Origin of the sequence: Streptomyces actuosus (genome assembly GCF_016921115.1) — a bacterium.
Classification (GTDB): domain Bacteria; phylum Actinomycetota; class Actinomycetes; order Streptomycetales; family Streptomycetaceae; genus Streptomyces; species Streptomyces actuosus_A.
In genome coordinates, this window is sequence record NZ_JAFFZS010000005.1 from 289,204 (window position 1) to 312,723 (window position 23,520).

General features: G+C 72.9%; 23 protein-coding genes. 11 read left to right on the top strand and 12 right to left on the bottom strand.

Annotated features, from left to right (window positions below; translation table 11 throughout):
* Positions 1–187 precede the first annotated feature (187 nt).
* From JS756_RS09760 to JS756_RS09780, 5 genes are all read left to right on the top strand, one after another.
* The gene (locus JS756_RS09760; RefSeq protein ID WP_240203540.1) at positions 188–1,723 is read left to right on the top strand and encodes an ABC transporter ATP-binding protein; all 1,536 of its coding nucleotides are present in this window, start codon (positions 188–190) and stop codon (positions 1,721–1,723) included.
* A complete protein-coding gene (locus tag JS756_RS09765; RefSeq protein WP_205382612.1) occupies positions 1,720–2,847 on the top strand; it encodes an ABC transporter permease in 1,128 nt (375 codons plus the stop codon). The genes JS756_RS09760 and JS756_RS09765 overlap by 4 nt, the downstream gene beginning before the upstream one ends.
* Positions 2,847–4,130: an ABC transporter permease gene (locus tag JS756_RS09770; RefSeq protein WP_205382613.1), complete on the top strand. Its 1,284-nt coding sequence runs from the start codon at positions 2,847–2,849 to the stop codon at positions 4,128–4,130. The genes JS756_RS09765 and JS756_RS09770 overlap by 1 nt, the downstream gene beginning before the upstream one ends.
* Positions 4,127–4,531, top strand: a complete 405-nt coding sequence (locus JS756_RS09775; protein WP_205382614.1) for a cytidine deaminase — start codon at positions 4,127–4,129, stop codon at positions 4,529–4,531. Before JS756_RS09770 ends, JS756_RS09775 begins: the two co-directional genes overlap by 4 nt.
* A gap of 67 nt (positions 4,532–4,598) precedes the next feature.
* Positions 4,599–5,882 carry a thymidine phosphorylase gene (locus tag JS756_RS09780; protein WP_205382615.1) on the top strand — a complete coding sequence of 428 codons (1,284 nt, stop codon included), beginning with the start codon at positions 4,599–4,601 and terminating at the stop codon, positions 5,880–5,882.
* Between the two features lie 319 nt (positions 5,883–6,201).
* Here JS756_RS09780 and JS756_RS09785 read toward each other — a convergent pair whose 3' ends face one another.
* A complete protein-coding gene (locus JS756_RS09785; RefSeq protein WP_205382616.1) occupies positions 6,202–7,122 on the bottom strand; it encodes an AEC family transporter in 921 nt (306 codons plus the stop codon).
* A 299-nt stretch (positions 7,123–7,421) separates the two neighbouring features.
* Here JS756_RS09785 and JS756_RS09790 point away from each other — a divergent pair, with 299 nt between their 5' ends.
* On the top strand, positions 7,422–7,808 hold the full coding sequence (locus JS756_RS09790) for an STAS domain-containing protein (protein ID WP_205382617.1): 387 nt from the start codon (positions 7,422–7,424) through the stop codon (positions 7,806–7,808).
* On the opposite strand, the gene JS756_RS09795 is transcribed toward JS756_RS09790, so the two are convergent.
* The 3 genes from JS756_RS09795 to JS756_RS09805 all read right to left on the bottom strand — a co-directional run bounded on the left by JS756_RS09795 (position 7,692) and on the right by JS756_RS09805 (position 11,285).
* Positions 7,692–8,705 carry a sigma-70 family RNA polymerase sigma factor gene (locus JS756_RS09795; protein ID WP_205382618.1) on the bottom strand — a complete coding sequence of 338 codons (1,014 nt, stop codon included), beginning with the start codon at positions 8,703–8,705 and terminating at the stop codon, positions 7,692–7,694. The genes JS756_RS09790 and JS756_RS09795 overlap by 117 nt on opposite strands.
* Positions 8,706–8,793: 88 nt before the next feature.
* Positions 8,794–9,912 (bottom strand): DNA polymerase III subunit beta, encoded by a 1,119-nt coding sequence (gene dnaN, locus JS756_RS09800; protein ID WP_205382619.1) that lies wholly within the window; start codon positions 9,910–9,912, stop codon positions 8,794–8,796.
* Positions 9,913–10,007: 95 nt separating this feature from the next.
* On the bottom strand, positions 10,008–11,285 hold the full coding sequence (locus tag JS756_RS09805; RefSeq protein WP_205382620.1) for an MFS transporter: 1,278 nt from the start codon (positions 11,283–11,285) through the stop codon (positions 10,008–10,010).
* Positions 11,286–11,349: 64 nt separating this feature from the next.
* Here JS756_RS09805 and JS756_RS09810 point away from each other — a divergent pair, with 64 nt between their 5' ends.
* On the top strand, positions 11,350–12,312 hold the full coding sequence (locus tag JS756_RS09810) for a LysR family transcriptional regulator (protein ID WP_205382621.1): 963 nt from the start codon (positions 11,350–11,352) through the stop codon (positions 12,310–12,312).
* Positions 12,313–12,339: 27 nt separating this feature from the next.
* On the opposite strand, the gene JS756_RS09815 is transcribed toward JS756_RS09810, so the two are convergent.
* Complete coding sequence (locus JS756_RS09815; protein WP_205382622.1) at positions 12,340–13,101, bottom strand: alpha/beta hydrolase family protein; 762 nt, start codon at positions 13,099–13,101, stop codon at positions 12,340–12,342.
* Between the two features lie 113 nt (positions 13,102–13,214).
* Here JS756_RS09815 and JS756_RS09820 point away from each other — a divergent pair, with 113 nt between their 5' ends.
* The gene (locus tag JS756_RS09820) at positions 13,215–14,378 is read left to right on the top strand and encodes an adenosine deaminase (protein ID WP_205382623.1); all 1,164 of its coding nucleotides are present in this window, start codon (positions 13,215–13,217) and stop codon (positions 14,376–14,378) included.
* Between the two features lie 138 nt (positions 14,379–14,516).
* Positions 14,517–14,876, top strand: a complete 360-nt coding sequence (locus JS756_RS09825; RefSeq protein WP_205382624.1) for an ATP-binding protein — start codon at positions 14,517–14,519, stop codon at positions 14,874–14,876.
* 79 nt (positions 14,877–14,955) lie between these two features.
* On the opposite strand, the gene JS756_RS09830 is transcribed toward JS756_RS09825, so the two are convergent.
* From JS756_RS09830 to afsQ1, 5 genes are all read right to left on the bottom strand, one after another.
* Positions 14,956–15,156 (bottom strand): PspC domain-containing protein, encoded by a 201-nt coding sequence (locus JS756_RS09830; RefSeq protein WP_205382625.1) that lies wholly within the window; start codon positions 15,154–15,156, stop codon positions 14,956–14,958.
* A 212-nt stretch (positions 15,157–15,368) separates the two neighbouring features.
* Positions 15,369–15,911, bottom strand: a complete 543-nt coding sequence (locus tag JS756_RS09835; protein WP_205382626.1) for a VanZ family protein — start codon at positions 15,909–15,911, stop codon at positions 15,369–15,371.
* Between the two features lie 98 nt (positions 15,912–16,009).
* Positions 16,010–16,609, bottom strand: a complete 600-nt coding sequence (locus tag JS756_RS09840) for a hypothetical protein (RefSeq protein ID WP_205382627.1) — start codon at positions 16,607–16,609, stop codon at positions 16,010–16,012.
* Positions 16,606–18,171 (bottom strand): ATP-binding protein, encoded by a 1,566-nt coding sequence (locus tag JS756_RS09845; protein WP_205382628.1) that lies wholly within the window; start codon positions 18,169–18,171, stop codon positions 16,606–16,608. The genes JS756_RS09840 and JS756_RS09845 overlap by 4 nt, the downstream gene beginning before the upstream one ends.
* Positions 18,168–18,845, bottom strand: a complete 678-nt coding sequence (gene afsQ1 / locus JS756_RS09850) for a two-component system response regulator AfsQ1 (protein WP_205382629.1) — start codon at positions 18,843–18,845, stop codon at positions 18,168–18,170. The genes JS756_RS09845 and afsQ1 overlap by 4 nt, the downstream gene beginning before the upstream one ends.
* A gap of 227 nt (positions 18,846–19,072) precedes the next feature.
* On the opposite strand from afsQ1, the gene JS756_RS09855 reads away from it, so the two are divergent.
* A complete protein-coding gene (locus JS756_RS09855) occupies positions 19,073–19,831 on the top strand; it encodes a SigE family RNA polymerase sigma factor (protein ID WP_205382630.1) in 759 nt (252 codons plus the stop codon).
* Between the two features lie 215 nt (positions 19,832–20,046).
* Here JS756_RS09855 and JS756_RS09860 read toward each other — a convergent pair whose 3' ends face one another.
* A complete protein-coding gene (locus tag JS756_RS09860; RefSeq protein ID WP_205382631.1) occupies positions 20,047–20,745 on the bottom strand; it encodes a nucleoside/nucleotide kinase family protein in 699 nt (232 codons plus the stop codon).
* Between the two features lie 69 nt (positions 20,746–20,814).
* On the opposite strand from JS756_RS09860, the gene JS756_RS09865 reads away from it, so the two are divergent.
* A complete protein-coding gene (locus JS756_RS09865) occupies positions 20,815–21,231 on the top strand; it encodes a hypothetical protein (RefSeq protein ID WP_205382632.1) in 417 nt (138 codons plus the stop codon).
* A gap of 292 nt (positions 21,232–21,523) precedes the next feature.
* On the opposite strand, the gene JS756_RS36635 is transcribed toward JS756_RS09865, so the two are convergent.
* Positions 21,524–23,071, bottom strand: coding sequence for an SgcJ/EcaC family oxidoreductase (locus JS756_RS36635; RefSeq protein WP_240203500.1), 1,548 nt, complete (start codon positions 23,069–23,071; stop codon positions 21,524–21,526).
* Between the last annotated feature and the right edge of the window lie 449 nt (positions 23,072–23,520).

The window sequence follows — 23,520 nt, forward strand, 5'->3', positions numbered from 1 at the left end:
GCCGGACCCGGGCTCGGCGACGGGGGTGCAACCGACACCCCCTCGCCGAGCCATAACGATGTGTCAACTCTACGCGTGTAGCGTCGAGTTGCCGCGCTAGCGTCGCCGACGCCTGCCCTCCCCTTCAGCCCTTTTTCCCCGAGGAGAGTGCGCCATCAACGCGTCCAGCCCTCCCGCTGCCGTCGAACTGCGCGGCATCACGAAGCGTTTCCCCGGTGTAGTCGCCAACAAGGACATCGACATCACCGTCCGTACGGGCACGGTACACGCCCTGTGCGGTGAGAACGGTGCCGGCAAGTCCACCCTGATGAAGATCCTCTACGGCATGCAGCAGCCGGACGAGGGCACCATCACCGTCAACGGCGAACAGGTCACCTTCAGCAGCCCGGCCGACGCCATCGCGCGCGGCATCGGCATGGTGCACCAGCACTTCATGCTCGCCGACAACCTCTCCGTGCTGGAGAACGTCGTCCTCGGCGCGGAGAAGCTCCACGGCATCGGCGCGAGGGCGCGTGCGAAGATCACCGAGATCTCCGACGCATACGGCCTGAACGTCCGCCCCGACGTCCTCGTGGAGCAGCTCGGCGTCGCCGACCGCCAGCGCGTGGAGATCCTCAAGGTCCTCTACCGCGGCGCCAAGACGCTGATCCTCGACGAGCCCACGGCCGTGCTGGTGCCGCAGGAGGTCGAAGCGCTCTTCGACAACCTGCGCGAGCTGAAGGCCGAAGGCCTCACCGTCATCTTCATCTCCCACAAGCTGGGCGAGGTGCTGTCCGTCGCCGACGAGATCACCGTCATCCGGCGCGGCACCACCGTCGGCACCGCCGACCCCCGGCACACCACCACCAAGCAGCTCGCCGAGCTGATGGTCGGCAGCGAACTGCCCACGCCGGAGACGGAGGAGTCCACCGTCACCGACACCCCGCTGCTCCGGGTCGAGGGCCTGCACCTGAGCCAGACCGACCTCGACGGCGTCGAGCGCATCATCCTCGACCGGATCAACTTCACCATCCACAAGGGCGAGGTCCTCGGCATCGCCGGCGTGGAGGGCAACGGCCAGTCCGAACTGGTCGAGGCGATCATGGGTGTCCGCCACCCCGACGCGGGTGTCATCACCCTGGGCGACACGGACGTCTCCCACCTGTCCACCCGCCGTCGCCGCGAGGCGGGTGTCGGCTACATCCCCGAGGACCGCCACCGCCACGGCCTGCTCCTCGAAGCGCCGCTGTGGGAGAACCGCATCCTCGGCCACGTCTCCGAGCGGCCCAACTCCCGCGGTCCGCTCCTCGACATCAAGGGCGCCCGTGCCGACACCGAGCGGATCGTCGAGGCCTACGACGTCCGCACGCCCGGTATCGACGTGACCGCCGCCTCGCTGTCCGGCGGCAACCAGCAGAAGCTGATCGTCGGCCGCGAGATGAGCCACGAGCCCCAGCTGCTCATCGCCGCCCACCCCACCCGCGGTGTGGACGTCGGCGCGCAGGCGGCGATCTGGGACCACATCCGTGAGGCCCGCCGCGCGGGCCTGGCCGTACTGCTGATCTCCGCCGACCTGGACGAGCTCATCGGCCTCTCCGACACGCTGCGGGTGATGTACCGCGGCCGTCTGGTCGCCGACGCCGACCCCGCCACCATCACTCCCGAGGAGCTGGGCTCCGCCATGACGGGTGCCGCCGCCGGCCACCTGGAGGGCCCGGAGCAGACAGAGGACGACGCCCGATGAAGAAGCTGACCCAACGCATCGACAAGGAGCGGCTGCTCCTCGGCGTCGCGGCCCCGCTGCTCGCGGTCGTCGCCGCGGTCGTCGTCACCGCCCTGGTGATCCTCGCCACCGGCAAGAACCCGATCGACGCCTTCAGCGAGATGGGGACCTACGGCATCGCCAGCGACAGCCAGGTCTACATCCTCAACAAGGCGACGACGTACTACCTGGCAGGTGTCGCGGTGGCCGTCGGCTTCCGCATGAACCTGTTCAACATCGGCGTCGACGGCCAGTACCGGCTGGCGGCGTTCATCGCCGCCGTCCTCGGCGGCGCGCTGACCGCGCCCGGCTGGATCGCCATCCCGCTGATCCTGGTGTGCGCCATGGCGACCGGCGCCCTGTGGGCCGCCATCGCCGGTGTGCTGAAGGTGACCCGCGGCGTCAGCGAGGTCATCTCGACGATCATGCTGAACGCGATCGCCACCTCGATCATCGCCTACCTGCTCCAGCCCGGGCAGCTCGGCCAGCTCGACCCGGCCGGCACCCTGGTCTCCACCAAGCCGCTGCCGCAGGGCTCGCACCTGTTCAACATCGACACCGGCGCCTCGGGCATCCTCGACGGCTTCATCTTCGTCGCCGTCGTCGTCGGCGTCGCGTACTGGTTCACGCTCGGCCGCACCCGCTTCGGCTTCGACCTGCGCACGGTCGGCCTGTCCGAGTCGGCCGCTTCCGCGAGCGGCGTCAGCGTCAAGAAGATGGTCGTCACCAGCATGATCATCTCGGGTGGCGTGGCCGGTCTGATCGGCATGCCGACCCTGCTGAACGAGAGCTACCAGTACGACAACAGCTTCCCGGTGGGCATCGGCTTCACCGGTATCGCCATCGCCCTGCTCGGCCGCAACAACCCGGTCGGCATCGCGCTCGCCGCCCTGCTGTGGGGCTTCCTCGAGCGGTCCACCAACCACCTGGAGTTCCAGGGCTACGACAAGGAGATCCTCGGCGTGATCCAGGGCGTCATCGTCCTGTGCGTCGTGATCGCCTACGAGGTCGTGCGCCGCTACGGCCTCAAGCGCCAGCAGCAGCGGGTCGGCGCCGAACTCGCCGCCCAGGCAGCCGCCACGACCGAGAACCAGGAGGTGGCGTGATGACTGCCACGATGACCGACACGCCGCCGCCCGCGGCGCCCAAGGCCGACACGGCCAAGCGTTCGGGCCGGTCCTTCGGCCAGATCCTGATGATCGTGGCCGGCGCGCTGCTGCTCGTCGCAGCGGTCCGCGTCATCACCGGCTCCAACCAGCTCGACTCCGCCGGCCAGGTCAGCGCCGCGCTCGGCCTCGCCGTGCCGATCGGCCTCGCCGGTCTGGCGGGCCTGTGGTCGGAGCGGGCCGGCGTGATCAACATCGGCCTCGAAGGCATGATGATCCTCGGCACCTTCGGCGCCGGCTGGATCGGCTGGCAGTCCAGCCCCTGGCTCGGCCTGCTGTGCGGCGTCGGCTTCGGCGTCCTCGGCGGCCTCGTGCACGCCATGGCCACCATCACCTTCGGCGTCGACCACATCGTCTCCGGTGTCGCCGTCAACCTGCTCGCGCTCGGCGCCACCCAGTACCTCGCCAAGCTCTTCTTCTCGGAGGGCTCCGCGGCGGCGGCGGGCGGCAACCCCAAGCAGTCGCCGCCCTCGGACTCGCTGCCCAACTTCGACGTTCCCGGCCTGTCGAGCAGCCTGCAGTCGATCGAGAAGCACCACTGGTTCTTCGTCTCCGACATCGCCGGAATCGTCGGCGGTCTGGTCACCAACCTGTCCGTGGTGACCGTCCTGGCCGCGGCGCTGTTCGCCGCGAGCTGGTGGCTGCTGTGGCGCACCTCCTTCGGGCTCCGGCTGCGCTCCTGCGGTGAGAACCCGATCGCCGCGGAGTCGCTCGGCGTCAACGTCTACCGGTACAAGTACGCGGCCGTGGCCGTATCCGGCGGCCTCGCCGGTCTCGGCGGCGCCTTCCTCGCCCTGGTCACCTCGCACATCTACCTGGAGGGCCAGACCGGCGGGCGCGGCTACATCGGCCTCGCCGCGATGATCTTCGGCAACTGGCGGCCGGGCGGCGTGGCGATGGGCGCGGGCCTGTTCGGCTTCTCCGACGCGCTCCAGCTGCGCAACGGCGGCGAGACCGTGCACGCGCTGCTGCTCCTGCTGGTCGTGCTGCTGGCGCTGCTGGCCGGCTGGAAGCTGTACCGCAAGGCGCACTGGCAGGCGGGCATCAGCCTCTTCGTCGGCGGCCTCGTCCTCATCTGGTACCTGTTCACCGACGAGGTGCCCAACGACTTCGTCGGCGCCACCCCGTACGTCGTCACCCTGCTGGTGCTGTCGCTGTCCGCGCAGCGCCTGCGGATTCCCAAGGCCGACGGCATGCGCTACCGGAAGGGCCAGGGCAAGTGACCCCGGCCGCCGCCGAGTTCGACTGGGAGGCCCTGCGAGAGGTGGCGCGGGAGGCGATGTCGCACGCGTACGCCCCCTACTCCGGCTTCCCGGTCGGTGTGGCGGCCCGCGTCGACGACGGCCGCACGGTCACCGGCTGCAACGTGGAGAACGCCTCCTACGGCGTCGGACTGTGCGCCGAGTGCGGGCTGGTGTCGGACCTCCAGCGCACCGGCGGCGGCCGGCTCACCCACTTCACCTGCGTGGACGGCACGGGCGGGCTGCTCGTGCCGTGCGGCCGGTGCCGCCAGCTGCTGTACGAGTTCGGCGGCGCCGACCTGCTGCTGGACACTCCGGCGGGCATCCTGCCGCTCTCCGAGATGCTGCCCCAGGCCTTCGGCCCGGACCATCTCGCCAAGTAACTCCGCCGCGGCCCCTCTGACCTGAGCAGAGGGGCCGCGCACTTCCAGGAACTCCGGAAGGAAAGTCATGGCCATGGACGCCATCTCCGTCATCCGTACCAAGCGGGACCGCGGCGAGCTGACAGACGAGCAGATCGACTGGGTCATCGACGCCTACACGCGCGGTGCCGTCGCCGACGAGCAGATGTCCGCGCTCGCCATGGCGATCCTGCTGAACGGCATGAACCGCCGCGAGATCGCCCGCTGGACCGCGGCGATGATCGCCTCCGGCGAGCGGATGGACTTCTCCTCCCTGTCCCGCCCGACGGCGGACAAGCACTCCACGGGCGGCGTCGGCGACAAGATCACCCTCCCGCTCGCCCCGCTCGTCGCGGCCTGCGGGGCGGCCGTCCCCCAGCTCTCCGGACGCGGCCTCGGCCACACCGGCGGCACCCTCGACAAGCTGGAGTCGATCCCCGGCTGGCGCGCGCTGCTGTCGAACGAGGAGATGCTGTCGGTGCTGGACGGCGTCGGCGCGGTGATCTGCGCGGCGGGCGACGGTCTGGCCCCCGCGGACAAGAAGCTGTACGCCCTGCGCGACGTGACCGCCACGGTCGAGGCGATCCCGCTGATCGCGTCGTCGATCATGTCGAAGAAGATCGCCGAGGGCACGGGCAGCCTGGTGCTGGACGTGAAGGTCGGCACCGGCGCGTTCATGAAGACCCTCGACGACGCCCGCGAGCTGGCGTCCACGATGGTCGGCCTCGGCACCGACCACGGCGTGCGGACGGTCGCGCTGCTCACCGACATGTCCACCCCGCTGGGCCTGACCGCGGGCAACGCCCTGGAGGTCCGCGAGTCCGTGGAGGTCCTGGCCGGCGGCGGCCCCGCCGACGTGGTGGAGCTGACGGTCGCGCTGGCTCGCGAGATGCTCGACGCGGCCGGTGTCAAGGACGCCGACCCCGCGAAGGCACTGGCCGACGGCTCGGCGATGGACGTCTGGCGCCGCATGATCGCGGCCCAGGGCGGCGACCCGGACGCGACGCTGCCCACGTCCCGCGAGCAGCACGTGGTGAAGGCGGCGGCCACCGGTGTCCTGACCCGCCTGGACGCCTACGACATCGGTATCGCCGCCTGGCGGCTCGGCGCCGGCCGGGCCCGCAAGGAGGACCCGGTGCAGGCGGCGGCGGGCGTCGAGCTGCACGCCAAGCCCGGCGACACGGTGACCGAGGGCCAGCCGCTGCTGACCCTGCACACGGACACCCCGGAACGCTTCGACTACGCCCTGGAGGCCGTGGCGGGCTCGTACGACATCGCCGCCCCCGGAACCGCCTCCACGCCGTCGCCCGTCGTGCTGGAGCGCATCGCCTGACCGCGCCCCCGCAGGCGGACCAACGGGATCGGCGCACCGGCGCCGGTCCCGTTCGTCGTGCCGTCCCCGAGCGGCCGGGCGGGCGGCCGGGCGGGCGGAGTGGCCGGACGGGGGAGCGCCACGGGACGGGGCGGCACAGCCGCCGGGGCCGTCCCGCGGGGGCGTCCGGTGGCGGACGGCGACGGCACGTTCGGTGCCGCCGGGAGACGCGCCCTGTCGAGGGCAGCGTCCCGGAGACCGCCGTCCGCCTCGGCGCCCGATCCCGGCGCGAGCGGTCCGGGTCCGACGCCGGCGGTGCCCGGGACCGGGTGCGGGGCCGTCAGCCGAGCAGTGCCGCCACGACGACCAGGACCGGCACCGACAGCAGCGTCGACAGCAGGATCGCCTCCCGCGCCAGGGCTTCGCCCACCCGGTAGCGGCTCGCGTAGGTGAAGAGGTTCTGGGCGGCCGGCAGCGCCGAGGTCACCACGACGTCGAGGAGCGGCGCGCCGCGCAGCCCGAAGACCCCCGTCGCCAGCGCCCAGGCGGTCAGCGGCTGGACCACCGACTTCAGCGCCACCGACAGCAGCACCGGATGCCGGTCGCGCCCCCGGGCCGGCGCCGTGCTGCCGCGCAGGGAGATGCCGTAGGCCAGCAGCACCGCCGGCACCGCCATGTTGCCGATCAGCGTCAGCGGATCCAGGACCGGGCCGGGCACCCGCACGCCGGACGCCGACACCAGGACACCGGTCAGCGAACCCACCGCGACGGGATTGCGCAGCGGGGTCAGCAGGCGCCGCCACAGCGGCTCCCGCCCGCCCCGCCCGGACAGGTCGAGGACGGTCAGGGCGACCGGGGTGACCAGTACGACCTGGAAGAGCAGCACCGGCGCGACGAGGGACGCGTCGCCCAGGACGTACACGGCGATCGGGATGCCGAGGTTGCCGGAGTTGACGTATCCGGAGCACAGCGCACCGATCACGGTGCGGCCCACGCCCCATCCGCGGACCGCGCCGACCACGACGAACACGCCGGCGACGGCCGCCGCGCTCAGCGCGGTCACCAGCAGCCGGCTGGAGAAGACCACGGACAGGTCGGCCCGTGCCAGCGTGGTGAACAGCAGGGCGGGGGAGGCGATCTGGAAGGCCAGCGCGGTCAGCACCTCGCGGCCCTGGCTGCCGAGCGAGCCCAGCCGGCCGATCGCGTAGCCGACGGCGATGACCACCGCGATGACCGCGAAGCCGTTCAGCACGCCCTGCACACGATCCCCCTCGCCGGCGCCTCCCGCCCCTCGGCCGCCCTCCTGCGCGGCCAGGACACCGGAGGGCTTCCGGGGCGGCGCTGTCCGCCGGGGCGCAGGCCCCACGCTCGGCGGAAGACGGCGGGCGGGTCAATGTGATCTTCGCCGGACGCGCCCCCGGAGCGGGCCCCGGCAGCAGCCCCCGGGCCGCGACTCCACGGCCGGCGGCAGAACCCCGGACCGGACTGCGGCTCCCGTCGCGGAACCCGGCTCACCGCACCCCGATCGCTGTCCCCCGCGGGGCGGAGTGCAGCTCTGCGATGACTTCGACACGTCCGGGGGGTCTACCGCACGTGGACGCCACGACACCCGCCGTACTCACGCTTGCCCGCCCCGCCACCCCCGACGCGGTGCGGGGGCTGTGCCACGACGTCCGCGCCCTGCTGGAGAGCACCGGCACCGGCGTGGTCGTCTGCGACGTCGGCGCACTGGGGCCGCCGGGGCTGGCCGTCGTCGATCTGCTCGCCCGGCTCCAGCTCGCCGCCCGCCGGGCCGACGGGCGGATACGCCTGCGCGCCCCCGATCCGGCGCTACCGCCCCTCCTTGACCTCGTCGGCCTGTGCTTCGAGGTGGAGGGGGAGATCGAAGAGAGGGAACCAGCGCCGGGTGTCCAGGAAGCAGTGGAACCCGGTGATCCGGCCGTCTGAGATCTCCAGGACCTGGACCGCCCAGGCGGTGAAGCCGCCCGTCTCCTCGTCCGGCTTGTAGTGGGCGAAGCCCGGCAGGCCGTTGACCTGGACGGGACGCAGACGGGAGTCGGCGCAGGCGGAGCCCAGCGTGGTCATGAAGCCGGTGATGTCCGCATGGCCGGTCAGCCACAGGTCGAACGGCGGCATCGTCATGATCGCGTCCTCGTGGAGCAGCGCCGTCAGCGCCGCCATGTCGTACCCCTCGAAGGCCGCGACATAGCGTTCCAGCAGCTTCTGCTGCTCCTCGTTCAGGGGGTCGGAGACCGCCGCGTCCGTGCCGTGCTCCTTCCGCTCCGCCAGTGTCGCGCGCGCCCGCTGCAGGGCGCTGTTGACCGACGCGACCGAGGTGTCGAGCAGCTCGGCGACCTCGCTCGCCCGCCACGCCAGCACCTCGCGCAGGATCAGCACCGCGCGCTGCCTGGCCGGGAGCCGCTGCAGGGCGGCCATGAAGGCGAGGCGCACGGACTCCTTGGCTATCGCCGCCTCCGCCGGGTCCTGCACCGTGGGCAGCACCCGGGCGTCCGGCATCGGCTCCAGCCAGGTGTGGTCCGGGCGGGGCGAGAGCGCCGCCCGCGCCAGTGGCGCCGACTCCGTCAGATCCATCGGGCGGGCCCGCCTGTTGCCCGCGGACAGCATGTCCAGGCACACGTTCGTCGCGATGCGGTACAGCCACGAGCGAAGGCTGGAACGGCCCTCGAAGCGGTCGTGGCTGCGCCAGGCGCGGACCATCGTGTCCTGCACCGCGTCCTCGGCCTCGAAGGACGAGCCGAGCATCCGGTAGCAGTACCCCGTCAACTCGACGCGGTACCTCTCCAGGCTGGCATCCAGGTCCGTCGTCGCCGTGCCGTCGCTCATCGCCTACCCCCTGTGGCGCACTTCTCCGTACCCTCGGAAGCTACCGCAGCGCACTGACAACGGCCCCCCGAGCCGATGAAGCCGCAGCTCACAGCAGGTTCTTCACCGCCATCAGCAGATGGCGGTGCACCCCGGGCGCGTCCGCGGCGCCCAGCAGCGCCCGCTGCCCCGCCCCCAGCAGCTCCAGCCGCAGCCGCGGCGCCTCGAAGGACGTCACCGCCTCCAGCAGGTAGGCCGGGTTGAAGGCGACCGTCACCTCCTCGGCGCCCTCCAGCACGGCCGGCAGCCGCTGGGAGGCCACGTCGTCGCCGTATCCGGCTCGCAGCAGCACCGATCCGCCGGCGGACGAGGAGAAGTCCAGCCGCACCGGGCTGTTCGCCTCCGCCACCACCGCGACCCGCCGCACCGCCTCCGTCAGGGCCGCGCCGTCCACCTCGGCGACCGCCGCGCCCGCCATGTCGAACAGCGCCCCGTACCCCGGCAGCCGCCCGTCCAGCTGCCTGACGACCGTCCGCAGCCGCCCGCCGTCGAAGCCGGCGAGGCCCTCGCCCAGGCCGATCCGCACGGTCCCGCAGCGTGCCAGCGACCGCGCCACGTCCAGCAGCCGCCGCGCGGGCAGCAGCGCCTCCATCACGCTGCCGGCCGCCGGCCCGGCCGGCCGCCACGGAAGCCGCCGCACCGCGTACCGGTACCGGTCGGACGCCGACAGGGTCATCTCCGCGCCCTCCAGACGCAGTTGCATGCCGGTGAGCACCGGGAGCGTGTCGTCCCGCCCGGCCGCCCCGGCGACCTGCCCGACGGCCGCGGCGAAACCGGCCGCGTCGACGGCACCGCACACCGCGGGCGGCGCGGGGGGTTCGGGGTACTCCTCGCACGGCAGCGTCGAGACCCCGAAGCGGGTGCCGCCCGCCTCGACGGTGAACCGGGTGCCCTCCAGCACGCACACCACCGGCCCCGCCGGGAGCACCTTGCAGATGTCCAGCAGGCGGCGGCCCGGCACCAGGACCCGGCCGGGTGCCGGGACCTCCGTCTCCGTCTCGACGTGCGCCGACGTCTCGAAGTCGAAGCCCGCCACGCCCAGCCGCCCGCCGCCCTCCGCCTCCAGGAGCAGTCCGCCCAGCACCGGCACCGGGGTCCGCGCGGGCAGGGCGCGGGCCGCCCAGGCCACCGCCTCGGCGAGATCGGTGCGATCGATCCGGAACTCCATCAGGCCAAACCCCCTGCTGTGAACGGTCGTTGCCGCGGACGTTAGCCGCGGCCACCGACAACCGGCCCTGAGCAGGGGAATCGGCGTGGGAGGGCTCAGTGCGAGGGGACCGGTTCCCGTACGGCCGCCAGCCGTGCCGCCCGCGTCCCGCACAGCGTGACGGCCACCACGCCCAGCACCGCGAGCAGGCCGACGCCCACCGTCCCGGCCCAGCCGCCGGCGTGGAACGCGACGGCACCGACCGTGCTGCCCGCGCTGGAGCCGATGTAGTACGCCGACTGGTACAGCGCCGACGCCTGCGCCCGCCCGGTCGCCGCGGTCCGGCTCACCGCGGAGGAGGCCACCGCGTGGCCCGCGAAGAAGCCGGCCGTGATCAGCACCAGGCCCAGCAGGACCGCGGTCAGCGAACCGGCCAGCGACAGCAGCAGCCCCGTCGCGGTCGTCCCGCCGGCCAGGTACAGGGCGCCCCGGCGACCCAGCCGGCCCACCAGGCGGCCCGCGGTCGACGCCGACACCGTACCGACCAGGTAGACCAGGAAGACGGAGCCGACGACGCCCTGCGGCAGCCCGAACGGTGCCCCGGACAGCCGGTAGCCGATCACCGTGTACACGGCGCCGAAGACCGTCATGAACAGTGCGCCGATCGCGTACAGCCGGCGCAGCAGGGGGTTCGCCAGGTGCCCGCGGACGGTGCGGGCCAGCACGCGCGGGCGCAGGGAGCCCGCCCGGAAGTGCCGCGGCGCCGGCAGCAGCACCCGGAAGGCCGCCGCGCAGGCCACCGCGATCGCGCCGATCACGCCGACGGCGATCCGCCAGCCCCATTCCTGGGCGACCCAGCCGGTGATGATCCGGCCGCTCATCCCGCCGACGCTGTTGCCCGCGACGAACAGCCCGATCGCCGTGACCAGGGCGGCGGGGCGGACCTCCTCCGCGAGATACGCGGTCGCCGAGGCCGGCAGCCCCGCCAGCGCCGCGCCCTGCAGCGCCCGCAGCACGACCAGTGCGCCCAGCGACGGCGCGAAGGGCACCAGGAGCCCCAGGGCCACCGCGACGGCCAGTGACGCCGTCATGACCGTACGCCGTCCGAACCGCTCCGACAGGGCGCTCATCGGCAGGACGAACAGCGCCAGGCCACCGGTCGCCGCCGCCACCGTCCAGCTCGCCCGGCCCGCCGTGACCCCGAGATCGCCGGAGATGAGCGGCAGCAGGGCCTGGGTGGAGTACAGCAGGGCGAAGGTGGCGACACCTGCGAGGAACAGCGCGAGGCTCATCCGGCGGTAGCCGGGGCCGCCGGGGGCCGTACGGGAGTCGGGAGCGGGAAGGGACGGTGCGGCGCCCACGAGTGTGGACGCCCCGGTACTGGCGGGATTCATGCGTGCGACGCTACGGACACCCCGGTTCATGCGTCCAATGCACGGACTGGCCATAATCGTTCCCATGGTGCATCAGCCGAGGTCGCGGCCCCGCCTGTCACAGTTCAGTGACACAGAAGACACGACGGACATGTCGAGGCTGCTCGCGCCGCGGCTGGCTTGGTTCGCCGGCGTGGCCCGCACCGAGCACGTCACCCGGGCCGCCCAGGAGATGCAGGTGCCGCAGTCCACGCTGTCCCGCGCCATGGTCCGCCTGGAGCAGGACCTCGGCGTCGACCTGTTCGCCCGCCGCGGCCGGACCGTCGCCCTCACCCCCGCCGGCCGCACCTTCCTCGCCTCCGTCGAACGCGCCCTCGCCGAGATCGAGCGCGCCGCCGACGAGGTCCGCGCCGACGCCGACCCGGCCGGCGGCAAGGTCGCCTTCGGCTTCCTGCACACCATGGGCGCCGAGACCGTCCCCGGTCTCCTCCAGGCCTTCCGGGCCGACCACCCCCGCGTCCGCTTCAGCCTCGTGCAGAACTACGGCGAGGCCATGCTGGAGGGCCTGCGGGCGGGAGAGCTCGACCTCTGCCTCACCTCGCCGGTCCCCGACGCCCCCGATCTCGTCGCCCGCCGCCTGGACGAGCAGAAGCTCCGTCTCGTCGTCCCGGCCGACCACCGCCTCGCCGGCCGCCGCCGCATCCGCCTCGCCGAGGCCGCCGAGGAGACGTTCGTGACCCTGGAGCCGGGCTACGGCCTCCGCCGCATCACCGACGACCTCTGCGCGGAGGCGGGCTTCCGGCCGCGGGTGGCCTTCGAGGGCGAGGAGGCGGAGACCTTGCGCGGGCTGGTGGCCGCGGGCCTGGGCGTGGCCCTCCTGCCGCCGCCCGCCGTGCCCCGCCCGGGCGTGGTGGAACTGACGGTCACCGCCCCGCGCGCGGTGCGCGAGATCGGAGTCGCCTGGCCGGCGGGCCACCCGGACACCCCGCCGGTGGCGGCCTTCAAGAAGTTCCTGCTGTCGCGGCGGGGGCATCTGCTGCCCGGCTGACGGCCCCACGGGAGGGGCGGCAGCCGGCTACCGCCGCAGCGACCTGCCGAACCCCGAGGCCAGCGGCATCCGCAAGCCGATCGGCGGCGGGGCCGCGAACGCGTCCTCCACGGGACGCGAGAACGCCTGCCCGAACAAGGCCCCCATGACGAAGTCCTCGGCCAGAGCGACGACTTCGTCGCGGTGCTGCTGCAATCCGTGCCGGTCGGAATGGACTTCGAACCGGCACACGTCCCGGTTGGCCTTCTTCGCCCGTACGGCCAGCCGGAACGACAGCTCGGGGTCCGTGCGCTCGTCGTTCGTGCCGTGCACCAGCATCACCCGGCGGCCCACCAGCTGCTTCACCGGTTCGGGTGGTGCGGCCACGTCGTCCTCCGGCAGCCAAGGGGCGATCGCCAGGACGCAGTTGACGGCCTCGTGCCCGCCCGCCCGCAGCGCCGCCCGGGCCCCCATGTCCAGCCCGGCGAGGCAGACGGGGACGTCGCCGTAGCGGCGCACGACCTCGTCTGCCGCCCAGGTCGCGTCACCGGCCAGGTTGGCGTCGCTGCCGTTCCAGCCGCGGTACCGGTAGTGGACGACGTGGACGGCCAGTTGCTCGGTGCGCCCCGCGCGGGCGAGCCGGCGGCCCAACGCCCTGACGGAGGCGGTCGCGAGCATGGGGGAGGGTCTGCGGGCCGACACCGCGTCGCCGCCGGGGAGCAGCAGCACCACCCCGCTCACCGTCGTCGGTTCCGGACCGAACGCCCGCCCCAGCCGCGCCGTGCGAAGCGGCGTCGCTTGCTGTGCCATGGCAGAACAGTGTCAGAAGTGAGGGTGTACGCCACCCGTCCGTCGGGTCACTGTTACGTATCGACGGATGTGTACAACACGCCGTCTACGCGCGTAGGCGTTACAGTGCGAAGATGACGAGCCAGACCATTCGGACGGGCACGACTCCGACGCCGGACCAGATCCGCCGGGCGCCCAAGGTTCTGCTGCACGACCATCTCGACGGCGGGCTCCGCCCGGGCACGATCGTCGAACTCGCCCGCGACAGCGGGTACACCCGACTCCCCGACACCGACCCCGACAAGCTCGCCCTCTGGTTCCGCGAGGCCGCCGACTCCGGCTCACTCGAACGGTACCTGGAGACCTTCTCCCACACCGTCGCCGTCATGCAGACCCGCGAGGCCCTCCGGCGCGTCGCCCGCGAGTGCGCGGAGGACCTGGCCGAGGACGGCGTCGTCTACGCCGAGGTGCGGTACGCCCCCGAGCAGCACCTGGACGGCGGGCTGACCCTGGAGGAGGTCGTCGAGGCCGTCAACGAGGGCTTCCGGCAGGGTGAGGAGATCGCCCGGGACAACGGCCACCGCATCCGCATCGGCGCCCTGCTGACCGCGATGCGCCACGCCGCGCGGTCCCTGGAGATCGCCGAACTCGCCAACCGCCACCGGGACCGCGGCGTGGTCGGCTTCGACATCGCGGGCGCGGAAGCCGGCTATCCGCCCACCCGGCACCTGGACGCCTTCGAGTACCTCAAGCGGGAGAACAACCACTTCACCATCCACGCCGGCGAGGCCTTCGGCCTGCCGTCCATCTGGCAGGCCCTCCAGTGGTGCGGCGCCGACCGGCTCGGGCACGGCGTGCGCATCATCGACGACATCGAGGTCCACGACGACGGCGGGGTCACCCTCGGACGGCTGGCGTCCTACGTCCGCGACAAGCGGATCCCGCTGGAGCTGTGCCCGAGCTCCAACCTCCAGACCGGCGCCGCCTCCTCCTATGCCGAGCACCCGATCGGGCTGCTGCGCCGGATGCACTTCCGTGCGACGGTCAACACCGACAACCGCCTGATGTCCCACACCAGCATGAGCCGGGAATTCGAGCACCTTGTCGAGGCATTCGGTTACACGCTCGACGACATGCAGTGGTTCTCCGTCAATGCGATGAAATCAGCATTCATTCCTTTCGATGAACGGCTCGCGATGATCAATGACGTCATCAAGCCCGGATATGCAGAACTGAAATCCGAATGGCTGTTCCAGCAGACGCCCGCCACTAGCGGTTTCCCCGGGTCCGGCGACTGACGGGGACATTTTCCGGGTCACGAATGCGGGCGGACGTTCACCATCCGTCCGCATTTCGATGTTTGCGGTGTGTGCCAGGGCGTGTTTACGGTCGTGGACCGCTCGTATCCCCGTCATTCCATTACGAGGACTCATTTCATGAAGCAGTCTGCTGCCAAGACCCTCGGTGTCGCCGCCCTCGGTGCCGCCTTCGCCGCCGCGGGTGCCGGTGCCGCCAACGCCGCCCCCGCCGTCCCGGACGCCGGCCAGGCGCTGGACGGTGTCACCCGCACTCTGCCGGCGGAGAACGCCCCCCAGGCGCTGCCAGGTGCCACCAAGGCGCTGACCCGGGGCAAGTCCGCGGTCGACGCGGGCCTGACCGCCGCGCAGCCGGCCGCGCAGAAGGTGTTCTCCGACGGTCCGACCGCCCCGGTCGCCGGCCTGCTCGGCGGGCTTCCGGTGGGGAAGACGCTGCCGACGCAGGGCGTCGGCCTGAACGGCCTCCCGCTGGGCGGCTGAGCGAACCGCCGGAAACGAGCCGACGGGGCGCACCCCCCTGCCCTGTGGAGGTGCGCCCCGTCGGCGTGTGCGCGGCCGGTCACCAGGCCGTGCGTGTCTTGTCCTCCGAGGGCAGCAGGATCCACAGCGCTATGTAGAGCAGGAACTGAGGGCCCGGCAGCAGACACGACAGCAGGAAGATCACCCGCATCGTCGTCGCGGAGGTGCCGAAGCGCCGGGCCAGGGCGGCGCACACGCCGCCGATCATGCGGCCGTTGGTGGGGCGGGCGAGGGTGGTCATGACGGCTCCTGTCGGTGTCCGGTGTCCGGTGGTTGTGTGCGTGCGCGTGTCGGTGGGGGCGCCGGCCGGGACCGCTCTGTGCCGGGCCGCTCCCGTGGCCGCCCGGTCGGTGCCGGGAGACGCCGGGCCCGGCGCCTGCCGGCGGCCGGTGCCGATGGGCCGGCTGCCCATCTGTCTCCACCGTACGCACACGCAGGGGGAGCGGCGTCGATCTACGGGGCGACGCCGACCCTGGGAATCGTCGGGGTCCGACCCTGAGCCGGCTCCTCCCGGTGCAGCGCGGCGCGCGCCGTCCTGCGGCGGAGCAGGCCGCGGCCCGCCGGGACGATCGCGAGGTGGGCCAGGGCGACACCGACCGTGTTCAGCAGCAGCGAGTCCACGTCCACGACCTGACCGGGCACGCCGGTCTGCAGCAGTTCGATCCCCAGCGACAGCAGCGCCCCGGCGGTGACGGTACGGGCCAGGGAGCCCAGTCGAGAGCCGCCGAGCCGGCCGTGCACCATCGGCAGCAGCACCCCCAGCGGAGCGAGCAGCGCCAGCCCCGCACCGATCCGCCGCACCGCCTGCGCCCAGCCGAGGGCCGCGTCGGCGCGGATACCGGCGAAGGGGCGCAGGTTGGGGGGCATCACCCAGGGCACGTCGAGCGGTCGCAGCGTGAGCCAGGCGACGATGGCGAGGTGCGCGAGGAGGAGGACGCCTCCTGTCACCCGGATGCGGAGAGCGGCGCTGCCGCCGATGGAGCCTTGACGCTGCACGCCCCCCTAGACGCCGACCCCGGCAGGATCGGTTCCGGCCTGTGGCCCGATCCGCCCATGAGGTGTCCGCCACACGGGAGGGCCGCCCCCCGGCCGGGTCAGTCTCCCGCGACCTCCGTGGAGGGCGGTTCCTTCGTGCCCGGGCGGGAGCGGACCTCGTCGGTGCACTCGTAGCGGCGCAGCGGTTCGCCCCCCGGGCCGCCCAGGACGACCGAGCCGTCGCCCTCGGCCGCGGCGGAGTCGGAGAACGTGCACACGATCTGCGCGAGGGCGTAGGAGGTGAGCTCGTCGGGAGGGGTGCTCAGGCGCAGCGCGTCCTCGGGGTCCTTCTGACCCGGGCCCGACACGGTCGTCCCACCGCGCACGTCGGTGGTGTAACCGGCCTCCTTCTCGGAGGCCGACGGCGTCTGGGCCAACTGGTCCAGCAGGCCCTGCGCGACCAGCACCCGCCGCCGCGAGTCCGCGGCGCCGTCCGGCACGCGCACCGTCCGGTCGACGGCCACCAGCGAGGACCCGCACAGCAGGAACACCTGCACCGGCACCCCGAGCGACACCCCGGAGGAGGACCCCGGCCCGAGCGAGCAGTGCACCCGCGAGGGTGCCGCCCCGAAGTCGGTCGGGACCTCCGTGGCGCGGATCCCGCACCCGGCCAGCAGCACGCCCAGCAGGGGGAGCGCGAGCAGGCGTTTGACGGTCACTTGGCTTCCCCCTCGGATGTCTCCCCCTCATCGGTGCGCCGCGTCAGTTCCGACGCGTCCCGCGGCAGCCGCAGCGTGAACACCGCGCCGCCCTCGGAGGAGTTGGCGGCGGTGATCTCGCCGCCGTGGATGTGCGCGTTCTCCAGGGCGATGGACAGGCCGAGCCCGCTGCCCTCGGAGCGCGGGCGGGACGCGCTGGCCTTGTAGAACCGGTCGAAGACGTGCGGGAGGACGTCCTCGGGGATGCCCGGCCCGTGGTCGCGGACCGCGATCACCACCTCGTCCTGCGACGCGCGTACCGACACCCGCACCGGCGATCCGCCGTGCTTGAGCGCGTTGCCGATGAGGTTGGCGAGGACGACGTCCAGCCGGCGCGGGTCGAGCCGGGCGTGGATGCCGCGCTCGGCGTCCAGCTCGACGGCGTCCAGCCAGGCGCGGGCGTCGATGCAGGCGGTGATCTGGTCGGCGACGTCGACGTCGTCCAGCACCAGACGGGCGGTGCCCGCGTCGAAGCGGGTGACCTCCATCAGGTTCTCCACCAGGTCGTTCAGCCGCCGCGTCTCGCTCACCACCAGCCGCACCGCGGGCTCGATCATCGGGTCGATGCCGCCGCTCTCGGAGTCCAGCTCCTCCTCCAGCACCTCGGTCACGGCCGTGATCGCGGTGAGCGGCGTGCGCAGCTCGTGGCTCATGTCCGCCACGAACCGCCGGGACGAGTCGTCCCGCGCGGCCATGTCCGCCACCCGCTTCTCCAGCGCCTCCGCGGCGTTGTTGAAGGTCCGCGACAGATCGGCCAGTTCGTCCGTCCCCGACACCCGCAGCCGGGTGTCCAGCTTGCCCTCGCCGAGCCGGCGCGCGGCGATGCCGAGCCGGTGCACCGGCTTCAGCACCGTCGTGGCGGCGGCCTGCGCCAGGAGCGCCGCGCCGATCAACGCCAGGCCGGTGGCGATGCCCAGGGACCAGGCCAGCGAGTTGAGGTCCTTCGCCTCCGGCTCCAGCGACTTGCGCATGTAGCCGGTCGGCCCGCCGCCGATCACCTTCGTCCCGGCGACCAGGTACGGCGTGCCGTCGTCGACGACCCGCTGCCAGTACAGGTGATAGGGGTACTTGTTGGCGGAGGTGACCTTCTGCTGCTTGTTCACCGCCGTGCGCAGCGACTCCGGCACGTCCTGGAGGGAGAAGCCGTTCAGGCCGCCGGAGTTGCCGTACACCGTCCTGCCGCCCGAGTCCTGCGCGACGAGCAGCACGCTGAACCGCTGGCTGCTGTTGGCCATCTGGCCCGCGGTGTGCTGCAGCTCGTCCTGCGACGGGTGCGCGGGCAGCGCGCCGGCACGGTTCTGCATCTCCTGCTGGAAGTCGCGCAGCACCGCGTCCTGGGTGCGCGTGAGCACGGCCTCCCGGTTGAGCCAGTAGGCGATCCCGGAGGCCGACACCGCGGCCGTCAGCGCCACCAGGCCGAACACGACGACCAGCCGCAGTCGCAGGCTGGTGAAGCGCAGCCGCGACAGACCCTTTCCACGATCCGCGGCCCAGCCGCGGACACCCCCTTGCCGTGTCGTCACTGAGGCGGGTCCAGGCGGTAGCCGACACCACGCACGGTACGGATCAGCGTCGGGGCCGAGGGCACGTCCTCCACCTTGGCGCGCAGCCTCTGGACGCAGGCGTCCACCAGCCGGGAGTCGCCCAGGTAGTCGTGCTCCCACACCAGCCGCAGCAACTGCTGCCGGGACAGCGCCTGCCCCGGCCGCCGGCTCAGCTCCAGCAGCAGCCTCAGCTCGGTCGGCGTGAGCTGGAGGTCCTGCCCGTTCTTCGTCACGGTCATCGCGGCACGGTCGATGACCAGGCTGCCGAAGGCCGCCGCGTCGTTCGACTCCCGCTCGCCGCGGCGCAGCACGGCCCGGATCCGGGCGTCGAGCACACGCCCCTGGACCGGTTTGACGACGTAGTCGTCGGCCCCGGACTCCAGCCCGACGACGACGTCGATGTCGTCACTGCGCGCGGTCAGCAGGATGATCGGCAGCTGGTCGGTGCGCCGGATGCGCCGGCACACCTCGAAACCGTCGATGCCGGGCAGCATCACGTCCAGCACGATCAGATCCGGCCGCTGCTCGCGCAGCAGCTTCAGACCGTCCTCACCGCTGGCAGCGGTCGCCACCCGGTGTCCCTGGCGCGTCAGTGAGAGCTCCAGGGCCGTGCGGATGGCGTCGTCGTCCTCGATCAGCAACAGGGAAGGCACGGCCTCATTCTGGCCCATGGAGGGGCCGCTGTTCGACCCACGGGTCCGGGAAGCGGTGACGCCCGGGCCCGAAGCGGTCCGGTGATCTTGGACGAGGCTGTTCCGGACCCCTGTGACAGGTCTGTGACAGTCGGCGGACACGGCGATGAAGTCGCCGCGGCAGTCTTTTCGACAAGCAAGAAGCACAGCACGAACGGACACCGGAACTCCACGACGGGGGGCGCGAGATGAACACGCTGCACAGCACCAGCACCAGCGCAGTGGTCACGCGTCTGCACGACGTGAACGCGCACCGGGGTCCGGAGAAGTCCGGTGGGCGCGGATGCGCTCGCGGTACCGGACGTCAGCACACCGCCCATGCGCAGCAGGGGTCTCAGCCCTACATGGCGGTGGTCGACACGCACACGGGGCAGACGCACGGGGGAGCCGCGTACAGGGAGGACCAGGGGGAGCGCCGCTCACGGTCGGAGGCGGAATTCACCGCCTACGTCCAGGAGCGCCGCGCCTCCCTGTACGCCACCGCCTACCACCTGACCGGCGACCGCTTCGAGGCCGAGGACCTGCTCCAGAGCGCGCTGTTCTCGACGTACCGGGCCTGGGACCGGATCACCGACAAGGCCGCGGTCGGGGGCTACCTGCGCCGCACCATGACGAACCTGCACATCAGCGCGTGGCGCCGCCGCAAGCTGAACGAGTACCCGACCGAGGAACTGCCGGAGACGGCCGGCGACACGGACGCGATGCGCGGCACCGAACTGCGCACGGTCCTGTGGCAGGCCCTGGCCCGGCTGCCGGAACTCCAGCGGACGATGCTGGTCCTGCGCTACTACGAGGGCCGCACCGACCCGGAGATCGCCGAGATACTCGACATCAGTGTCGGCACGGTGAAGTCCAGCATCTGGCGGTCGCTGCGCCGGCTGCGCGAGGACGACGTCCTCAGCTTCGGCCGTGACGAGTCGGACGCCTTCGGCGAACTCGTCGCCTGACGACGAGAGGCACGGAGGAAGAACGGGGCCCCGACGGGGGAGAACGGGGCTCTGGGGGGGGGCAACGGGGGGCACGGGGGAGCGAAGAAAAAAGGGGGGTCACGGGGGACACGGGGAGAAGAAGCGGGACTGGAGGGCCGGGGGGTCCGTCCAGTCCCGTTTCGCATGTGCGCTGCCCGGCTACCGACCGCGCCGCCCCACCGGCCGCACGGCGGTCACGCCGCGGCGGGGGAGGCGGCCGGCCGCGCGGCCGCCGTCAGCCGGGCCATCGCCTCGTCCCGGTCGCAGGCGTACGCGCCCAGGGCCGTCTGCCGGGCCACGATGCAACGCTCGGCGCGCATCAGCCGCCAGCCGCGGCGCAGCAGCAGGGGCACCGACTTGCGGCCCTCCTTCAGGTCGCGCAGGAAACGGCGCCGGAAGGTGGTGACGGCCCCGCGGCTCAGACACAGCGCGTCGGCGAGGAGACCCAGTTCGCGGCAGCGGCCGACGATCTCGGCGGCGAAGATGCCCTCGGCGATGAACACAGGGGCGCCGCCGGTGCCGACGCTCTCCACGCCGGTGCGGGCGCTGAGCGAGATGTCGTACACCGGAACCTCGGTGCGGCCGGTGCGGCACAGCTCGGCGATCGCGGCGACGGCCGCGTCCGCGTCCCACGAGAGGGGGTCGTCCCAGTCGATGTCGGAGCTCCCGGCCACCAGGGGCAGCGTGGGGTCGTCCGCCTCCTTGTAGAAGTCGTCGAGGCGCAGCACCGGAAGGCCGGAGCGGGCCGCGAGGAGGGACTTGCCGGAGCCGGAGGGGCCGCAGAGCAGCACGACTCGCGCGGGTGCGGGCGGATGGGAACTCACGGGACACCAGTGTGAGGCATCGCCCGGCCGCCGAACGACCCCGCGGGTCGGCTTTGAAGCGCGCGTCACACCTCAACTACGCTTCGCGTCGACCCGATTACTTCCCGTAGCAGAACTCCAGCAGAGGTGGCGGTGGCGATGGCCCAGCACGGCTCTTCCCAGTCTTCCCCGACCCTGAACGGCCGACGTGCCCTGGTCGCCCTCGCGACCGCGGGGGTCGCTCTCGGCGCGGGCGCGGGCGCGGCGAGCGCCGCCGACGCCGAGCCTGTCGTCGACGTGCTGCGCACCCGGCCGACTTCGCTCGGCGCGATCGACCCGCAGTCGGGCGTGGCCGCGTTGACGGGGTCGGTGCAGTACGCCACCGGCCCGGTCGCCGGTCTCAAGCCCAACCCTCTCGCGGGGACGGGGGTGGACCCGCTGGACAACAGCGTGGGGACCCAGGTAGCGGACTTCCAGCCGCTGACGACCCAGGCGGTGACCGGACCGGTGGCACAGGCGCAGTCGATCGGCGGCCTGCCGGTGCTGGGGCAGGCGGCGGGCCAGCTGGGCGGCTGAGCGCACGATCCGAGCTGCCGGGGAGCACGTTCGCGCGACGTCGGTGATGTGCATGAGGGCGACGCCGCCGTCGGCATCGAACTCCGTGAACACGACCCCGGCAGCCGTCGGGCCGTCGGGGTCGTGGTCCGTGGCCGGCACGAGGTTCGCCGGTACGGCGGTGACGATCGGCCGAAGCGGGTGCTCGCGCGTGCCGCCCTCGCGCCCGGTCGCCCCGGCGGTCCGCCCGACGGGCTCGGCCGGCGACGGACCCGGCCCCTGGGCCTCGGCCGACCCGATCACCTTCCGCCGGTCAGGCAGCGGCGGGACCGGCGGGACCGGCAGGCGGACGCGGGCCGCCGAAGCCGTGTGCGGAGAGGTCGAACCAGTTGCCCTCCGGATCCATCGCCCGGTACTCGGCGTAGGGGCGGTCGGTGAAGCGCTCCGCGGGCTTCGGGGTGCCGGCCGCGACCAGGGCGTCGGACACGTCGGCCGTGTTCTCGACGTGGAAACCGAAGTGGTTCATCCCGACGGGTGTCTCGCCGTCGAGCCGGTGCTTGATCAGGGCCAGGGTCAGGTACCCGTCGGAGAGGAAGCAGCTGCCGTCGGGATCGCGGTGGAACAGCTCCATCCCGAAGACCGAGGAGTAGAACGCGGCGAGCTTCTCGGGGGCGCGGGCGACGACGGCCAGGTGGCGCAGCTTCGGACGGGCGGTGGGTTCGGTCAACGGGGACTCCTCGGGTTCGGGCGCCCGCCGCGCGGGGCGGGGCGCGGGGATCATGTTGTGGAAGGCCCGGATCAGCCACGTGCGCTGCGGCGTCCGCTCCACGACCGCCAGCGCGTGGGTGCGGGTCGGCGCCGTGCTGCCGGGTGCTCCGACGGTCGACTCCACGTCGACGGTGGCGAGGCCGGGACGGAGGAAGCGGACGGCCGTCACGCGGGTGCCGAGCGCGGTGCCCGCGTAGGGCCCGCGGAAGAGGGCCGCGTGTCCGGCTTCGATGCCGGCCCGGCCCGTCGGCCTGTCGCCTCGTACCGTCGTGAAGTCGCAGTCCTCCGCGAAGCTCGCGGCGAATCGTCCGGCATCACCTTCGGCCCAGGCACGGCGCATGTCGTCCCACAGGGCGTGGATCGCCCGGACGTCCTCCCGGCGGACGCCTGCCCCGGCATCGGCGTCCGCCGTCGGGTCGGGTTCGGGCATGCCGGTCACGCCCCCGGGCGGAATGCTGGTGCGGACACGCAGGTCGAGTGCGGCGCACCCGCCGCCGGAGGCGTCCAGCGGGGCGGGTGCCCAGGCCGCCAGTGCGTGGTAGAAGGCGTCGCCCCGGCGTTCCAGGTAGCAGATGACGTTGAGGGGCCAGCCCGCCTGGTCGAAGAGATGGCGGTCCATCGGCGTCGGGCGCTCGCTGAGCACCTGACCGTGCGCCGACGGCGGTCCCAGGTGATGCCAGTCAGGGTGCATGTGGATGGAGCCGAGCAGGTCCAGCCCCGCGTCCTCCGCCTCACGGGCCGCGCCGAGCAGGTCGGTGGAGTCCATCCACCAGCCGCGGTGCTCGTTCTCGTAGGCCGGCCCGAACCGCGGCACGATCGTGTCGGCGAACTCCTGCCGGGCCGCCGGGTCGCTGGTGCGGGCGTTGCGGCCGAAGGCGACGCGCCGCACGTGGAACGTCGTCGCCTCCGCCTGGCCGAGGAGCAGTGCGAAGCAGGGCAGGGGTGCCTCGGCGGTGATGAGCCGGTACGTGCCGACCGCGGCGTTCAGGAAGTCCCCGAGCGCCTGCTCGTCGATCAGGACCGTGGAGGGGACGGGAGCGACGTGCGGGGCGGGCGTGCCTGTGAGCTCGGGTGAGTTCGTCGTGGAGGTCATAGTGGTGGTCTCCGTGGGAGCTGCTGGGACGGTCCTGTCCGTCCAGGGCGACGGCATCGGTCTCGCTCTCGGTCTCGGGCTGGGGGCGGGGCGGGGCGGGGCGGTGCGGCTGCCGGACGGCGCGGCGCCACGGTGCCCGGGCGGGGTCGGGGGACGCCCCGGGCGTGCGGACGCGGTGGTGGCGGGCCCTCGGCCGGGACGGACCCGCCGGGACGGACCCGCCGGGACGGACCCGCCGGGACGGACCCGCCGGGACGGGCGGCGCCGCCCGCCCCGGCAGGCCGTCGACGGGTTGTGCGGCCGGGGCCGTGCACTGCGCCCTACCTCACGCGCCCCGGTGCCGTCCCGGCGAGAGCGTGATCACGGGCCTGAAGTGCCGTCACGCGAGGGCTGCCGGCACGGGATCGGGCGCCGGGGCGGGGCGGCCGCGGTCCTCGCGCCTTCTCCTC

Bases quoted from the DNA above. Each gene is read 5' to 3' on its own strand.
- dnaN (WP_205382619.1), bottom strand. From the start codon at position 9,912: ATGGAGTTCCGGATCGATCGCACCGATCTCGCCGAGGCGGTGGCCTGG.
- JS756_RS09770 (WP_205382613.1), top strand. From the start codon at position 2,847: ATGACTGCCACGATGACCGACACGCCGCCGCCCGCGGCGCCCAAGGCC.
- JS756_RS09855 (WP_205382630.1), top strand. From the start codon at position 19,073: ATGAACACGCTGCACAGCACCAGCACCAGCGCAGTGGTCACGCGTCTG.
- JS756_RS09780 (WP_205382615.1), top strand. From the start codon at position 4,599: ATGGCCATGGACGCCATCTCCGTCATCCGTACCAAGCGGGACCGCGGC.
- JS756_RS09865 (WP_205382632.1), top strand. From the start codon at position 20,815: ATGGCCCAGCACGGCTCTTCCCAGTCTTCCCCGACCCTGAACGGCCGA.
- JS756_RS09830 (WP_205382625.1), bottom strand. From the start codon at position 15,156: ATGACCACCCTCGCCCGCCCCACCAACGGCCGCATGATCGGCGGCGTG.
- JS756_RS09820 (WP_205382623.1), top strand. From the start codon at position 13,215: ATGACGAGCCAGACCATTCGGACGGGCACGACTCCGACGCCGGACCAG.
- JS756_RS09810 (WP_205382621.1), top strand. From the start codon at position 11,350: ATGGTGCATCAGCCGAGGTCGCGGCCCCGCCTGTCACAGTTCAGTGAC.
- JS756_RS36635 (WP_240203500.1), bottom strand. From the start codon at position 23,071: ATGACCTCCACGACGAACTCACCCGAGCTCACAGGCACGCCCGCCCCG.
- JS756_RS09825 (WP_205382624.1), top strand. From the start codon at position 14,517: ATGAAGCAGTCTGCTGCCAAGACCCTCGGTGTCGCCGCCCTCGGTGCC.
- JS756_RS09805 (WP_205382620.1), bottom strand. From the start codon at position 11,285: ATGAATCCCGCCAGTACCGGGGCGTCCACACTCGTGGGCGCCGCACCG.
- JS756_RS09790 (WP_205382617.1), top strand. From the start codon at position 7,422: ATGACTTCGACACGTCCGGGGGGTCTACCGCACGTGGACGCCACGACA.
- JS756_RS09765 (WP_205382612.1), top strand. From the start codon at position 1,720: ATGAAGAAGCTGACCCAACGCATCGACAAGGAGCGGCTGCTCCTCGGC.
- JS756_RS09795 (WP_205382618.1), bottom strand. From the start codon at position 8,705: ATGAGCGACGGCACGGCGACGACGGACCTGGATGCCAGCCTGGAGAGG.
- JS756_RS09815 (WP_205382622.1), bottom strand. From the start codon at position 13,101: ATGGCACAGCAAGCGACGCCGCTTCGCACGGCGCGGCTGGGGCGGGCG.